A 13,089-nucleotide genomic window follows, 5' to 3' on the forward strand; every position below is an offset into this window, starting at 1 on the left:
CTTCATATCAAGGGCCCTGAGCCTTTGTAAACCGACGCACCACCATGAAAAAGAAAGCAATCCTGCTGTTGCTGCTCCTGACGGGGCTTATACCCCTCGCATGCTGCCCTGAAAACCCGAGCGGCCCTTACCTGCTCCAGCTAAGGCACGCCAGCCTGCGCCACGAAGGCTTCCTGTCCCGGAATAGTGTGCACGCGGATACCTTCCTTGCGCCAGAAGAGGTTTATACCGAGGACACGCTGGTGCTGTCGCTTTCGTTTGATTACCTGCTGGCGCAGCAGCAGACGGCGTTCTCTCTGCAACCAACCGCCCTTGCCCTCAGTTGCGATGAGTACCCCGACTTAAAAGCCCTGCACGACAAGATCACGGCCATCACCATTACCAGCAACGCACCTTACAACGGAGTGGCTGCCGGAGAGCCACTGGATGCAGCGGGCATCGCGTTTTTTGGCCCTGACGAGTCACTCATCCCGCTGGCGCAGGCGATATCCGACATCAACGGCATAAGCGGAAATGACTTTTTTACCACCTCCAGCCAAAGCCTGGTGCTTTCGAACAAGCCACAGGAAGAGGCAGAGCGCACATTTAAGGTTACCGTCCAGTATGCCAGCGGCAAGAAGGAAACGGCCGAAACAACACGCCTGACCTGGAAATAAAAAAGCCTGCCCCGAGAGGCAGGCTTTTCAGCTTTTTGTGGCTAGTAATTAGCTGGCTTGGTGCAGCCAGTCTTTCTTCGCCAACAATTCCTCTTCAGTTTCACGGTAGTCAGGGTCATCCACACAACAGTCTACCGGGCAAACCGCGGCGCACTGTGGCTCCTCATGAAAACCCATACACTCCGTACACTTATCTGAAACGATGTAATAGAACTCGTCTGAAATAGGCTGCTGCGGCGCATCGCCCGGGATTACTTCCCCGCCATCGATCTCCACTTCGCTCAGCTCAGTACCGCCGCCCCATGTCCACTCCATACCACCTTCGTAGATGGCTGTGTTTGGGCATTCTGGCTCGCATGCACCGCAGTTGATGCACTCATCGGTTATCATTATTGCCATAGTCGTATCTCCTGTATATTTTCTTTACTTTTGTAAATCGATTTCAATTAAACAACAAAATTAGGAACATTAAGTATTCCTATCAAATAAATTTTCAAAGTTTGCACTCGCCATGACATTAGAAAACAGGATAGAAGCCTTTATTTCGCTCGGAAAGCAACTTCAAAACCTAACCCTGGAAGACCGTCAGGCATGGGCCCAGAGTGCCATGTCGCGCAACACCTGGTTTACCGAAGAAAACGTGTCCTGTGCCTTGAATGGCATCATCCAGATGCTCGACGAGCAGTATCTGCGTGAGTGGCTGTACCCCTATCACCTCAAACAGGTTACACCTAAAAAGGTTGGCGTGGTGATGGCCGGAAATATTCCGTTGGTGGGCTTCCATGATTTTCTGGCGGTTTTGATCAGCGGGCATTACCTGCTGGCCAAACTCAGCTCCAACGACGAGCCCCTGATGAAGCGCCTGGCCGACATGCTGGTGGGTATAGAGCCCGCTTTCGCCAACCAGATGGAGTTTGTAGACCTGCTGAAGGAATCGGATGCCATCATTGCGACAGGCTCTGACAACACAGCCCGGTACTTTGAGTATTATTTTGCCAGCCGACCGCACATTATCCGCAAAAACCGCAGCAGCATCGGCGTCCTGACGGGCCACGAAGAAACAGAGGAGCTGCGGGCACTGGGCGACGATATATTCCGCTACTATGGCTTGGGTTGCCGCAACGTATCAAAGGTATTTGTGCCGATGGGGTATAAGTTCGATAAGTTCTTCGAAGCCAACGAGCACCGCCAAAGCCTGCTCGACCACCACAAGTACCAGAACAACTACGATTATAACAAGTCTATTTTGCTGGTAAACGCCGTGCCTCATTTCGACAACGGCTTTATGCTTGTGCAGGAGGCGCAGGGCTTGGTTTCTCCTATCTCGGTCCTGTTCTACGAAACCTTTACGTCGCTGACAGACCTACGTGGGAAGCTGCGGGACCTGAAAGACAAAACGCAGGTAGTGGTATCGGCGCACGGCTGGTTAGAGGGAAGCGTTGCATTTGGCCAGGCGCAGTCCCCGATGGTCTGGGATTATGCCGACGGTGTGGATACGATGCAGTTTTTACTCAAACTTTAATAATTCAATGGCCTAACATACAGATTAATAAAAAATTCGTATATTAGTTAAGTGTTTAATCACTCCACAACATTTCAACAAAGTATATGATCACAACAGAGAACCCGATCCCGTTAGTAGAGAAAGAGCAATTAGCTTCTTTTGAATTTGCCCAGGAAGAAGTGCTGAAAGACCTGGCTGCGCGCCAAAAACGCCAGTGGGACATCAGCAGAGCGACTTCGCTTGGTAACGCATACCAGGGAAAAGTTGAAATTACTTTTCAGACAGCCGATGGGCAGAAGAAAAGAGTAGACACGACCGTTTGGGCCATGGACGATTTATTCATGATACTGAAAGCAGGTCGTTACATTCCAATCATGGCCATTCTAGGCGTCGAGTTTTTTTAACCAGCAAAACCCTTCACAGCAAAAAGCGGCAGGCCCCGGCAACATCAATTGTCAGGGCCTGCCGCTCTTATAGCCTCTAGTGAGTAGACTTATACTAGACCCGTGCCAGCACCTTCAGAATCAGGTCGTCGATCACCTCGTTGGCATTATCCGCAAACGTATGGTTTACGCGGTTGGCGACCATCGCGTTCAGCGAAAGCACTTCGTGGCCCAGCAAGCGCCCGAGGCTGTAGTAGCCGGCGGTTTCCATCTCGAAGTTAGTGAACTTATACCCCTCCAACTGAAAGCTATGGTATGTTCGGAGCAGGTTATCGTTGCGCAGGCCCGCCCGCAGCACACGCCCTTGTGGGGCGTAAAACCCTGGGCAGGTCAGGGTGTTTCCCGGAATCATATCATAGGCCACTTGCTTGATCAGTTCCTGGGAGGCGTTTACGCAATAGGGCGTAAAGCTAAGCCCCAGTGCCTGTTGCAGCGCCTGCCCAATGGCCAGTTCGTTGGCGTGCTGCTCAAGCGGGTAAAACTCCATCAGCGAATCCAGGCCGACAGCGGTGTGCGAGGCTAAATGGCTGCCCAACGGAACGGTGGCCTGCAGCGCACCGGACGTGCCGATACGTATGATCTTAAGTTTTATCTTTTCCGGGTTCGGCTCCCGTGTTTTCAGGTCGATGTTTACCAAAGCATCCAATTCATTCATCAGGATGTCGATGTTGTCGGTGCCCATCCCCGTGGAAATAACCGTAAGGCGCTTGCCTTTATAGTAACCGGTATGGGTAACAAACTCTCTCCTTGATACAGCAACCTCTATCTCATCGAAATACTTACTGACCATAGGCACCCGGTCGGGGTCGCCTACCGTGAGGATTGTATCGGAGATATGCTCTGGCAGCAGGTTGAGGTGGTAGATCGATCCGTCTGGGTTAATAATTAGCTCTGATTCTGGTATTACAGCCATTTTATTGCGTTTATGGTGCTGGAGAAACTTTCTTAGGCTGGTCATCAACACCTGTCAGTGACTGGCCTGCTATCCTCCAAAGGTATAAAAAAGGAAAAAGCGTGCACGACGGGTGCACGCTTTTCATAAAATTTATTGCTGAAAACAGGTATTAAGCGTTCGCTGCCTTGCGGCGGTTTAGTCCTTTCAGCGGGTTATACCCGTTCATTTCCTTCTGGTAGTAACCGGTGCCATCGTAGGGGCGTTTCTCCGGGTGCTCCTGGCAAGCCGGTGAGCAGGCACCGTCCAGTGCGGTGCCGCAGCTCTCGCAGATGGGCACGTGCAGGTTGCATACAGGGTTTGCGCAGTTTACCATACGGTCGCTCTTGGTGTGGCACACATAGCACTCCGACACCACGGTTGGGTTGACGCGGTTCACGTCCACGGCCACGCGGTTATCGAACACATAGCACTTGCCCTCAAAATCCTCGCCGCCAGCTTCTATGCCATATTTAATGATACCGCCATGCAACTGGTACACATTGTCGAAACCCTGTTCCAGCAGGAAAGCGCTGGCTTTCTCGCACTTGATACCGCCTGTGCAGTACGTCAGGATTTTCTTGTCCTTGTACTTCTCTTTCAGCTCACCCACTTTGTCCGGGAACTCGCGGAAGTTCTCGATGTCCAGCGTCACGGCGTTTTTGAAACGGCCTACACTGTGCTCATAGTCAGAGCGCACATCCAGCACCACCACGTCCTCGCGGTCTTTCATGTCCTTAAACTCCTTCGGCGACAAATGCACCCCGGTGCGAACATTCGGATCGACGTGCAGCAACCCGGAGTGCACAATCTCGGACTTGGTGCGCACGTGCAGTTTCGTGAAGGCATGCGCCTCCGAAGCATCTACCTTAAAGTCTGTCTTGGCGAAGCGCGGATCTGCCTTCATCACCTCCATGTACTTTTCGCAGTCTTCCTTCAAACCCGATACAGTGCCGTTCAGGCCCTCATTCGAGACGATGATGCGGCCGAGCATGTTCAGCTCCAGGCACAGCAAATGGTGTTCCTCCCGGTAAGCTTCGGGGTCTGCTATCGGTGCGTAGCAGTAATAAAGCAAAATGCTATACGGTTTATTCATAACGGCTTAGATTCCAGCTAAGTGTTAAAATTGATTGTTTAATTGACTGCCCCTGCAGGGCTATGGTTAAATTGTTGGATGGCTATACTGTTAAACTACTGATCCTTTTTAACAATTAAACAGTCCAACCATTTAACAATTTGATTTCAGTTTTGAAACAGCAGATGCCGGCAGAAAAGTTTATTTGATAGGCGCAGCCGGGTTTCCGAACACTGTGGCTTTCGCGGCCACATCGGCTACTACCACGGAGCCAGCTCCGATGCGGGCATTCTTCCCGATCTTCACACCCGACACGATCACAGCACCTGAACCGATAAAGGCTCCTTCTTCCACCACCACCTCTGAGTTGATGACGGCCCCTGCCCCTACCTGCACAAAGTCTTTCAGCTCGACGTTGGCATCTACCAAAGCCCGGCTCTGCACCACGCAGTAGTTGCCTATTTTGGCATTATTATTCACCACAGCGCCGGCGGCAATCAGGTTACCATGGCCCAGCCACGCGTGCTCCGAAACAGCGCTGAATTTGTGGATCGCGTTTACCGGCACTACCTTGTACTCGTCCTTCAGCATTTTGATGAGGCCTTTGCGTGCTACAGAATCCTCCACGGCCACAAACACATCGCACTTCTTCCCGATCAGCTTCAGGAACTCACTGTCTTCTGTGCCGCTCATCACCGACACATTGTTGATTTCCTCCTGCTGCAATTTACTGTTATCGTCCAGGAAACAGTATACGATGACACTGTTGCTGTTAAAGGCATCTAAAGCGGCAGTACCCAAATTCTGGGCACCTAAAATGATTACTGGGTTTTGCATGGCTACAGCTTAAATAAGGCGCAAAGGTACAAATTTGTAGGCGAGTTTAAAAGAAGCGGTTACAACCCTAAACGTTGCAGCCAGGCCTGCGCATTCCGGTTCTGCAGCAGCAGGTATACCAAAAAAGGCAGAAACACGATTCGGTAACGGCTTAGAGAGCCGAAGTTAGGTGTTGAGAGCCCCACCACGCCGCCCAGCAACAGCACGAACAATAAAAACAGCCCGTGATGGAGGCTAAATTTCGGCTTGGCCTCGCTGAACAACGCCGCTACTGACATACCCGATAACAGCAGCAACAGCAGGTTTTCAATCCCCACTAATACATAAAGCGGTTCCCAGGCCTCACTAAAAAAAGGCCTGTAAATTGTGCTGAGGGTAGCTTCCGGGTAATGGCGCAGCATACTTGATACCGTGGGTTCCAGCCCCTCCAGTTGCACGTGCGGCCCATGCAGAGAACGCGCTAAAATAGCATAGTAATTCTCCGATGTCAGGTACAAGGCATATTCGAAAGGCAGGTAAGCATGGAACAGGTATAAACCGAGGGATACCACTACAAACGCCAGCCCATACATCGTTACATGTGTCCTCGGTTGTGCCCACAATCCACCCGACAACGAGGTGCGCTTGAGTAACACATACCACAACAATAAAGGCAGCATGATCACGGCGAAGAACAGCTTGATCTTAAAAAACACGTACCCTGCCACTGCCACCAAAAGCACCTGATGCCCTTTGAGCGCTTTACCCTGCGCAGTGGCAAGCGCAAAGGCAACCAATAGACACATGCAGCCAAACATGAGCGTATCTTTTGACAGTCCTGCGCTCCAGAACACTACCGAAGGCATAAAAAGGAAGGCTACGATGCCTGCTTTGCCTGCCGGGTCTGGTATAAACCGTTTGAGCGCAGCGGCAACCGAAGCGGCACCCCAGAAACTGAAAAGCGATAGGTAGAGGCTGTTGAGGTAATAGGAACTCCCGGTTAGGAAATTCAGGACGCTCAACAGCTTGATGAAGTAAAAGGAGTTGCTGAAATTGGGGAACCGGCTGAAAGGGATGGTAGCCCGGAACGCCTCGCTCTCAAACGTATTGAAAAACAAGAGTTGCGCATACCCCTGGGGGTTAGTGCTTGCGTAGCGGGTGAGAGTCAAGGATGCCCGGTGGTAACTGGTGGTATCGCCACCGGCATAATAATGCGTATACAACAAGCCCAGCAGCACACCGCAGAGCAGCTTAAAGCCCAACGCCGGATAAAAGTAAGGGTACAGGGCTTTTGCCCAGGTTTGCCGCTGCATCCACCACACCAGCGCCCCGAGCAGCAGGAAATTCAGCACATAAATCAGGATACTCACGCCACAAAGGTACTTTGTTTCATGATTTTATTGCCAATGGCGCAGCGCATACAATTTACAGGGTTGCAGTAGCGCACGTAAAGGCTCAGGGTGGCCTGGCTGTCGGCGGCTGATCTGATGGCCCAGCCCAAGTCCTCGTAAAGGCGGGTATAGGTATTGCAAGCTTCTTTGAGTTGCTCCAGCAGCGTCAGGGCTTTCTCGAGGTATTGCCGCTCACTGGTATAAGTGGCATAGGCCGAGAGTAACGGCACCGCCACGTTGATGATCAAATTGTGCACGCTGCCCTTCCCCATGCCCTGCTGCCGTGCCTTCAATTGCTTGCCGAAATGGTAGTGCCCCTGCCAATAAACCGACACCGATGCTTGGAAGAGAGCCTCATAGGATTTCACCTTTTCCGTAGCGAGGAGTTTCGAGAAAAAGGCCTGCTGCTGGTGCAGCAAAGCAGCCAGTTGCGCCAACCTGACGGTAGGGAAGTTGGCGGGGCGCATGCGCAGGAATTTCCAGAGGTGTTTGGGCATAGGCTGCAGCGCGTATTTGTGGCGCAGGAAGCCATACTCTTTTTGGAGTTGTGCACTGTAGTTATCCCCCGTTTCGGCCAGAAAGCCTGCTTGCCCGAATAGCAGGGCCTCTAGTTGCAGGGGATTGTGCTGGTGCCGGCGCACCACCGACCACGGCAGTACGGCCGCTAACTGCTCAAATGCCTGCTGGTTTGATTTAAAGCCAAAGCCCCGAAGCAGGGTATGGTAGGCCGTCTGCTCCCAGTCGTTGCCATACTGCCGAAAGATAGCTAGCACCTCCTCCCCTTTCGCTTCCAACCGTTCCACCAAGGCTCGCTCCAGCATCAGCGATTTCGTAACCTCTGGCACGTCAGGCCAGAAAGCGGCACACGGAATCGCGTGCTGCGATTGTTGCAGTTGCCCATAGGTATGGATCAGCGCCAGGTCCACGCGGCCTTGCAGCGAGAGCACCGGTACCAAAGTGCCATCCATCCGGTGCACGGGCACGTCGGCTTCCCATACCACATGCAGCACTACCTGGTCGTACTTCCGGTCATGCTGGTGCTGGTGGCGGTGCCAGTCGGAGGCGCGCAGGTGCACTTCCACGCTCCCCGACCACTCGACATCTCCAATCCTCAGCAGCGCTTCCTCAAAATCCGGTCCGGCATGGGTGTTCAGGAAACCAGTGCGCAGCACCTGTATCGGTTCTCCTGCTGTGGTCGTTAATGCTTGTTTCTGGAAATACTGGTGCTGCCAGATGTAGTGCAGGAAGTCTTCTTTCATGCTGCCGGATTATACATCAAGATGGTCAAAGTATCGAATAAATCCAACTGAAAACAGCAACGCCTGTTCCGGGTATGGAGCAGGCGTTGCTGTTTATATTGTAAGCGTAAAAGCGCTTCTAATCATGGTACTTGAGCTGCATGCCATGCAGGAAGTTTCGCAGGATCTGGTCTTGGCATACGCGGTAATGGTGGTGGTCAGGCTTCCGGAAAAAAGCGCTTAGTTCTGCCTTGCCTAACCGGAAGCGCACCAGTTCCAGAATCTCCAGAATATCCTCGTCTTTGAGGTTGAGAGCAATCTTTAACTTGCGCAGGATGATGTTATTGTTCAGCTTTTTTTCCGGCGCTGGCTGCGGGCCGTCTTTTTTGCCCCGCTTCTCAATAATGAAGCCGTTCAGGAAGGTGGCCAGCTTTTCGTCCTCCAGTTCCTTGTATTCCGGGTCGTCTTCTTTCTTCAGCCAGTCGCTTACCTCAGCCCGCGTCACCTCCAGGCCTCCCATGCCAAAGAGTTCTATCATCTGTGCATCGCTATACTCAAAGGTGTAGCGGATGCGGCGTAGTGTATCGTTATTATTCATTTCCAAGTAGTATAGGCGTTTTCTTTTGATCAGCGCAATAATGGATTACAGGTAGCAACCACATCGCCATACAGCGCTCCAGGCAAAGGTACTCAAGTTGCCTCTAATTCTTGTTGCCTGTCCTTTATTCGTCCTATCGTTTTCTCGCCCCCCTGCCAAATATACAAGCGACACGCTATAGCTAAACCTTTAGCTATGGCGCGTGCACCCTCGGTCGTGACGGGCTATTGTTGGGGCCTCTGGCCGAGTGAAGTCAACGACTCGACACTATTGTAAGTCACTCCGAGGTTTTTCGGGGCACTATAAAAGGTTATACCTGGTATAAGTTGCTGCTAAAAAGAGTTGGTTGAAAACAACGCTTTGACTTAGCCACCCCTCCGGGGAGCAGGGTCGTTTCATTCTCTACTTTACTGGCGCCCCGAATGCTTTCGGGGTGTCTAAAATGAAGTCGAGTTTGTAATTCGACTGGGCCAGAGGCCCAAATCTTGCTTACACGCGCGAGACGCGAGCGAAGGCAATGATGTAATGTACAGTCTCAAGTAGCTGTTAAGTAAGAGTTGGTTGAACACAGCGCCCCAATTTACCCACCCCTACCCCTCCGAGGAGGGGAATTTTTCACAGTATTGAAATTCCCCTCTAGGGAGGGGCAGGGGTGGGTTTATATAAAAATTATCACAATTATGAATACCTAAATCATTGCATACTTCTCCACCATCAGCCATCACAAACTCGCCTCTACCTTTTGCAAAAAACTGTTAAACGACATCAGTACGGCTCTTGTCTGGCTGCCGGGTTTTCTGGCTTCGATAGTGGCTGCCACCTGCCTGCCCGTTTGAAGCTGCTGTTTATCCCAGGCGGCGGGCTCGGTGGTGCTCAGATATACCAGCCCGTTAATGATGGCGCTTGGCGAGAGGGAGTTGATATTGCGTGCGTCGTACATGCGGAGGGTGTTTGTGATGGCTTGCGGAGATGCCCCGTAGTCGCGGACCAACGTTGCCACAGCGCTTTTACGCACCTGGGCGGTGTTAGCGTTCATCTGCGATACCAGCATTGTGATCGGCTCGTTTTGAATGGCGGCAATGCCGGTTTGGCCAATGGAGCGTAAGGCGGTGTCGGAGGATGCCTGCAGGCCTGCAAACAGTTGTTCGGCCTCGTCTTTTGTCAGGGCAAGCCGGGCTAAATTAAGTGTGAAGTTCCGCTCGTTTTCGTCTTTTCCATTCAGGGCAGGGAAAAGGCTGAGCACCCATTTGTAACGGTCAACGCGCTCCTTCGACTCCTCCACACCGGTCGTCCGCTCTTTGAGCTTCATTTCCAGCGCTTGCAACTCGCTCTCCCGCTTATCTATCAACGACTTGGTATGGGTGTTCCAGATCGTTAAGACAATCGTGACAAGCGAGCCAATGATGCCCACCCAAAAGCTTAGCTGCGCAGAAAAGGCAGGTCTGGGTTTCGCGACCTGATGGTCAGGCAGCGGGGTATGTGTAGGGTCAATGTCTCCCATTGCAGCAGTTTTAATACACCTCTGGCAGGTATACCTCTTTACTGCTATAATCAAGATTTAGATATGATTGGTTAGAAAGCTAGAACACCTCCTCTGCAGCAACTTAGGTCTTTTGTGACGGATGTATGCTAACTTCTTTTTAACAGAAATCGGCCATTCAAAGGGCGTCCAGCAAATACGCTGACCATCAAGATTATCGTTAGGTTTTAAATTTCAACGTACTTGTGTAAACGACGGCGAGGCCATCGGCCGCTGCTGACGTTTACACAATGTTAGCAGTAGAATTTTTATTTTCCACGCAAGGCCTTTATCATTTTATTAAAGCTAAAGCCCACTCCGTAAAAGTTTGGTTCTAATAATACTCCTTCTACTATAGCTTTGCCAATCCCTGGTTTAAGCTCTTTTGCTACTTTAAAATCATTCAAATCCTTTCCACTTTTTATATCATTCGTAATTTTTATAAGAGCATTAACAACATCCGTTGTCGTGTTACAAAACTTCTTTAAAGGGATAAGAATTAATTTTAAATCAGTATTAGTCGTTGAGGTATGACTTTCTGCTAATTTTTTAAATTCAGTTGGGGGTCTATTGGTAACTAGAATTGCTGGAAGCAAGTTTTCCCTTTCTACATCTTGTCCATTGATACTGTGCCAAGAAAGTACTTCATCATTAAAATGGATTCCTTCAATAGAAGGTCTTATAACAACACCTTTGTGTTTAGAGACGGAAGTAGCAATTTTGTCGAAATTATCTTTAAGCGCTTGACCCAGAGGTTCGTCCCAACCAAAGTCTAATAGATAGATGTAATATTCTCTGTCTGATGTTTCAGGCAAGTCTTCTAATGACCTTACAACGAGTCCCATAGTTATATTTTTTTATTTTATATTTTACCACCCAACGTCTGGGCTATGGTGCGTTTATGCACTATAGCTTTTGTTGTAGCGTGTTATTATCTTATTTTTCATTTCAGCATTTACTCTTTTAAGCACCAATGTCATTGGCTTTTTATAAGCTGGATCAGTAAAACCAATTTCTAAATCAGAGCCATTATCTGATAAGCTGTTAAAATCAACTATTCTTCCTTGGGCTACCTTCCCAATGCTACCTCTGTTGAAGGGAAGTACAGTAGGAGTTAAGTAAATACTTTTACCCATTAGCTTAGCTTTTCCAATCACCACAAGGTTATCTGCATTCACAATCAGGTCACATTCATTATAATCATAAGTAGTTTGATGGGAATCAAGGTTAAACTTATTGGTCTTTTCAAGAATGTCGAAGTTCTTCACCCATACCTTAAGGTTCTGGAATAGCTCAGAAGACTCCGTAGTATGTAATGTAATAATTTGGTTAGCCTTCTTTTTTAGCGACCACAGGTATAGCTGAAAGAACACAATAGGGAAAGCTAAAACCAAAGTCCCCGAGATAACCTGAATCAATGTAGGCATTTTCTATACATTTAATGTGCTACAACTACTGGATAGCAGGAGTACCTACTCCTACTATCTGCACTATGTATGAATACTAAACCTATACTAGCCAATCAACAACTCATCTAATAGTCCTTCCATTTCGCGTTGCACAGTAAGGGCTGCTTCGCGGGCGCGATCGGCAAAATCTGGGCCGGAGGAGGCGTAGATAATGGCGCGCGAGGAGTTAATCAGCAATCCGCACTGGCGGTTCATGCCCATACGGGAAATTTCCTGGAGGCTGCCGCCCTGTGCGCCTACCCCCGGTACCAACAGAAAATTATCTGGCGCTACCTGTCGAACGCGTTGCACAAAATCGGCTTGCGTGGCCCCTACCACATACATCATGTTATCGGCATTTCCCCACTCCTGGCTGGTACGTAACACCTGCTCAAACAGGTATTCTTCTTTGCCATCGGCCAGGCGCAGCATCTGGAAGTCCTGGCTGCCGGCGTTGGAGGTCAGGGCCAGCAAGATTACCCATTTGCCATCCATTGTCAGAAAAGGCTTTACGGAGTCTGCGCCCATATAGGGTGCCACCGTTACCGAGTCGAAGTTCAGCTGATCAAAAAAAGCCCGGGCATACAGTTCCGAGGTGTTCCCGATATCACCGCGCTTGGCATCGGCAATCGTGAAAATATTGGCAGGAATGGCGTTGATGGTGCGCTGCAAACTTACCCAGCCTTGTGGCCCCTGCGCCTCGTAAAAAGCAATGTTAGGCTTATAGGCCACGCACAGGTCGGCAGTGGCTTCTATGATCTGGCGGTTGAATTCAAACACCGGGTCCTCGAGGTCCAGCAGGTGCTGAGGTATCTTAAGCGGGTCGGTATCGAGGCCCACACACAGGTAGGATTTTTTCTGAAGGATCTGCTCGAAAAGCTGCTCTCTGGTCATGGACTTGGCATATTAGGTTTATACAAAAATATACATTTGCCACAGAGCACGAAAGATAAACCCAGTTATATGCACGTATGCATGCAACTAAAGCGTTCTACAGTGGGTCAACTATTCATACCCATATGTTTTAATAACTTAGCACCTATGCAAAGCCTCACTCTATTGATTGTCTTGTTTGCCATCACCTTTTTCGGATGTAATAAAGAAGCCAACGAAATCAGCCTGCGCACCGGCGAACAGCCCGCCCCGGTCCTGAAAGTTGAGGTATCAGAACAGCAACTGAACATCAAAGTAAACGAAACCGTGGCCTTGCAGGTGTTTTTTGAGGTGCACAACTATTGCGGTGAGTTCGGGAGCTTTGGGACAACCACGCAAGGCCAGGCCCTGACCATAACGGTATACCCACATTATAGAACAGACATTATGTGTGCCCAGGCGTTTAACACGCTGCAGACCACTTATACCTTTAAAACAGAGACTCCCGGTACGTTTACCCTTAACTTCTGGGCTGGCGAAAACAATTATATCACCAAAATCATCCGCGTGTCGAGATAACTAACTCCTCTCCGGAAT

15 protein-coding genes are annotated in these 13,089 nt (G+C 50.0%); 4 read left to right on the forward strand and 11 right to left on the reverse strand.

Translation table 11 applies throughout. From position 1 onward, the window contains the following. Positions 1–44 precede the first annotated feature (44 nt). Positions 45–656, forward strand: coding sequence for a hypothetical protein (locus ACXYMU_RS13200; protein WP_458986875.1), 612 nt, complete (start codon positions 45–47; stop codon positions 654–656). A gap of 48 nt (positions 657–704) precedes the next feature. Here ACXYMU_RS13200 and ACXYMU_RS13205 read toward each other — a convergent pair whose 3' ends face one another. Continuing rightward, positions 705–1,055, reverse strand: a complete 351-nt coding sequence (locus tag ACXYMU_RS13205) for a 4Fe-4S dicluster domain-containing protein (protein ID WP_458986876.1) — start codon at positions 1,053–1,055, stop codon at positions 705–707. 112 nt (positions 1,056–1,167) lie between these two features. Here ACXYMU_RS13205 and ACXYMU_RS13210 point away from each other — a divergent pair, with 112 nt between their 5' ends. Together ACXYMU_RS13210 and ACXYMU_RS13215 are read left to right on the forward strand one after the other, a co-directional pair. Then, positions 1,168–2,178 (forward strand): acyl-CoA reductase, encoded by a 1,011-nt coding sequence (locus ACXYMU_RS13210; protein ID WP_458986877.1) that lies wholly within the window; start codon positions 1,168–1,170, stop codon positions 2,176–2,178. An 86-nt stretch (positions 2,179–2,264) separates the two neighbouring features. Further along, a complete protein-coding gene (locus ACXYMU_RS13215; RefSeq protein ID WP_458986878.1) occupies positions 2,265–2,564 on the forward strand; it encodes a hypothetical protein in 300 nt (99 codons plus the stop codon). 94 nt (positions 2,565–2,658) lie between these two features. On the opposite strand, the gene ACXYMU_RS13220 is transcribed toward ACXYMU_RS13215, so the two are convergent. From ACXYMU_RS13220 to pyrF, 10 genes are all read right to left on the reverse strand, one after another. Then, entirely contained in the window at positions 2,659–3,516 is an 858-nt protein-coding gene (locus ACXYMU_RS13220) for a nucleoside phosphorylase (RefSeq protein ID WP_458986879.1), read from the reverse strand. Positions 3,517–3,667: 151 nt separating this feature from the next. Continuing rightward, complete coding sequence (trhO, locus tag ACXYMU_RS13225) at positions 3,668–4,630, reverse strand: oxygen-dependent tRNA uridine(34) hydroxylase TrhO (protein ID WP_458986880.1); 963 nt, start codon at positions 4,628–4,630, stop codon at positions 3,668–3,670. A 180-nt stretch (positions 4,631–4,810) separates the two neighbouring features. Further along, positions 4,811–5,446 carry a NeuD/PglB/VioB family sugar acetyltransferase gene (locus ACXYMU_RS13230; RefSeq protein ID WP_458986881.1) on the reverse strand — a complete coding sequence of 212 codons (636 nt, stop codon included), beginning with the start codon at positions 5,444–5,446 and terminating at the stop codon, positions 4,811–4,813. A 59-nt stretch (positions 5,447–5,505) separates the two neighbouring features. Then, positions 5,506–6,795 carry a hypothetical protein gene (locus ACXYMU_RS13235; protein WP_458986882.1) on the reverse strand — a complete coding sequence of 430 codons (1,290 nt, stop codon included), beginning with the start codon at positions 6,793–6,795 and terminating at the stop codon, positions 5,506–5,508. Then, positions 6,792–8,075 carry a DUF2851 family protein gene (locus ACXYMU_RS13240; RefSeq protein ID WP_458986883.1) on the reverse strand — a complete coding sequence of 428 codons (1,284 nt, stop codon included), beginning with the start codon at positions 8,073–8,075 and terminating at the stop codon, positions 6,792–6,794. Before ACXYMU_RS13240 ends, ACXYMU_RS13235 begins: the two co-directional genes overlap by 4 nt. Positions 8,076–8,193: 118 nt before the next feature. Continuing rightward, positions 8,194–8,652 (reverse strand): YehS family protein, encoded by a 459-nt coding sequence (locus tag ACXYMU_RS13245; protein ID WP_458986884.1) that lies wholly within the window; start codon positions 8,650–8,652, stop codon positions 8,194–8,196. 721 nt (positions 8,653–9,373) lie between these two features. Continuing rightward, a complete protein-coding gene (locus ACXYMU_RS13250) occupies positions 9,374–10,153 on the reverse strand; it encodes a hypothetical protein (RefSeq protein ID WP_458986885.1) in 780 nt (259 codons plus the stop codon). Between the two features lie 287 nt (positions 10,154–10,440). Beyond that, positions 10,441–11,016, reverse strand: coding sequence for a hypothetical protein (locus tag ACXYMU_RS13255; RefSeq protein ID WP_458986886.1), 576 nt, complete (start codon positions 11,014–11,016; stop codon positions 10,441–10,443). A 54-nt stretch (positions 11,017–11,070) separates the two neighbouring features. Further along, positions 11,071–11,598: a hypothetical protein gene (locus ACXYMU_RS13260; protein WP_458986887.1), complete on the reverse strand. Its 528-nt coding sequence runs from the start codon at positions 11,596–11,598 to the stop codon at positions 11,071–11,073. An 87-nt stretch (positions 11,599–11,685) separates the two neighbouring features. After that, the gene (gene pyrF, locus ACXYMU_RS13265) at positions 11,686–12,513 is read right to left on the reverse strand and encodes an orotidine-5'-phosphate decarboxylase (protein ID WP_458986888.1); all 828 of its coding nucleotides are present in this window, start codon (positions 12,511–12,513) and stop codon (positions 11,686–11,688) included. A 147-nt stretch (positions 12,514–12,660) separates the two neighbouring features. Here pyrF and ACXYMU_RS13270 point away from each other — a divergent pair, with 147 nt between their 5' ends. Further along, complete coding sequence (locus ACXYMU_RS13270) at positions 12,661–13,071, forward strand: hypothetical protein (RefSeq protein WP_458986889.1); 411 nt, start codon at positions 12,661–12,663, stop codon at positions 13,069–13,071. Positions 13,072–13,089: the final 18 nt, after the last annotated feature.

The organism is Pontibacter sp. CAU 1760 (genome assembly GCF_054482735.1).

Bases quoted from the DNA above. Each gene is read 5' to 3' on its own strand.
- ACXYMU_RS13200 (WP_458986875.1), top strand. From the start codon at position 45: ATGAAAAAGAAAGCAATCCTGCTGTTGCTGCTCCTGACGGGGCTTATA.
- ACXYMU_RS13205 (WP_458986876.1), bottom strand. From the start codon at position 1,055: ATGGCAATAATGATAACCGATGAGTGCATCAACTGCGGTGCATGCGAG.
- ACXYMU_RS13210 (WP_458986877.1), top strand. From the start codon at position 1,168: ATGACATTAGAAAACAGGATAGAAGCCTTTATTTCGCTCGGAAAGCAA.
- ACXYMU_RS13215 (WP_458986878.1), top strand. From the start codon at position 2,265: ATGATCACAACAGAGAACCCGATCCCGTTAGTAGAGAAAGAGCAATTA.
- ACXYMU_RS13220 (WP_458986879.1), bottom strand. From the start codon at position 3,516: ATGGCTGTAATACCAGAATCAGAGCTAATTATTAACCCAGACGGATCG.
- trhO (WP_458986880.1), bottom strand. From the start codon at position 4,630: ATGAATAAACCGTATAGCATTTTGCTTTATTACTGCTACGCACCGATA.
- ACXYMU_RS13230 (WP_458986881.1), bottom strand. From the start codon at position 5,446: ATGCAAAACCCAGTAATCATTTTAGGTGCCCAGAATTTGGGTACTGCC.
- ACXYMU_RS13240 (WP_458986883.1), bottom strand. From the start codon at position 8,075: ATGAAAGAAGACTTCCTGCACTACATCTGGCAGCACCAGTATTTCCAG.
- ACXYMU_RS13245 (WP_458986884.1), bottom strand. From the start codon at position 8,652: ATGAATAATAACGATACACTACGCCGCATCCGCTACACCTTTGAGTAT.
- ACXYMU_RS13250 (WP_458986885.1), bottom strand. From the start codon at position 10,153: ATGGGAGACATTGACCCTACACATACCCCGCTGCCTGACCATCAGGTC.
- ACXYMU_RS13255 (WP_458986886.1), bottom strand. From the start codon at position 11,016: ATGGGACTCGTTGTAAGGTCATTAGAAGACTTGCCTGAAACATCAGAC.
- ACXYMU_RS13260 (WP_458986887.1), bottom strand. From the start codon at position 11,598: ATGCCTACATTGATTCAGGTTATCTCGGGGACTTTGGTTTTAGCTTTC.
- pyrF (WP_458986888.1), bottom strand. From the start codon at position 12,513: ATGACCAGAGAGCAGCTTTTCGAGCAGATCCTTCAGAAAAAATCCTAC.
- ACXYMU_RS13270 (WP_458986889.1), top strand. From the start codon at position 12,661: ATGCAAAGCCTCACTCTATTGATTGTCTTGTTTGCCATCACCTTTTTC.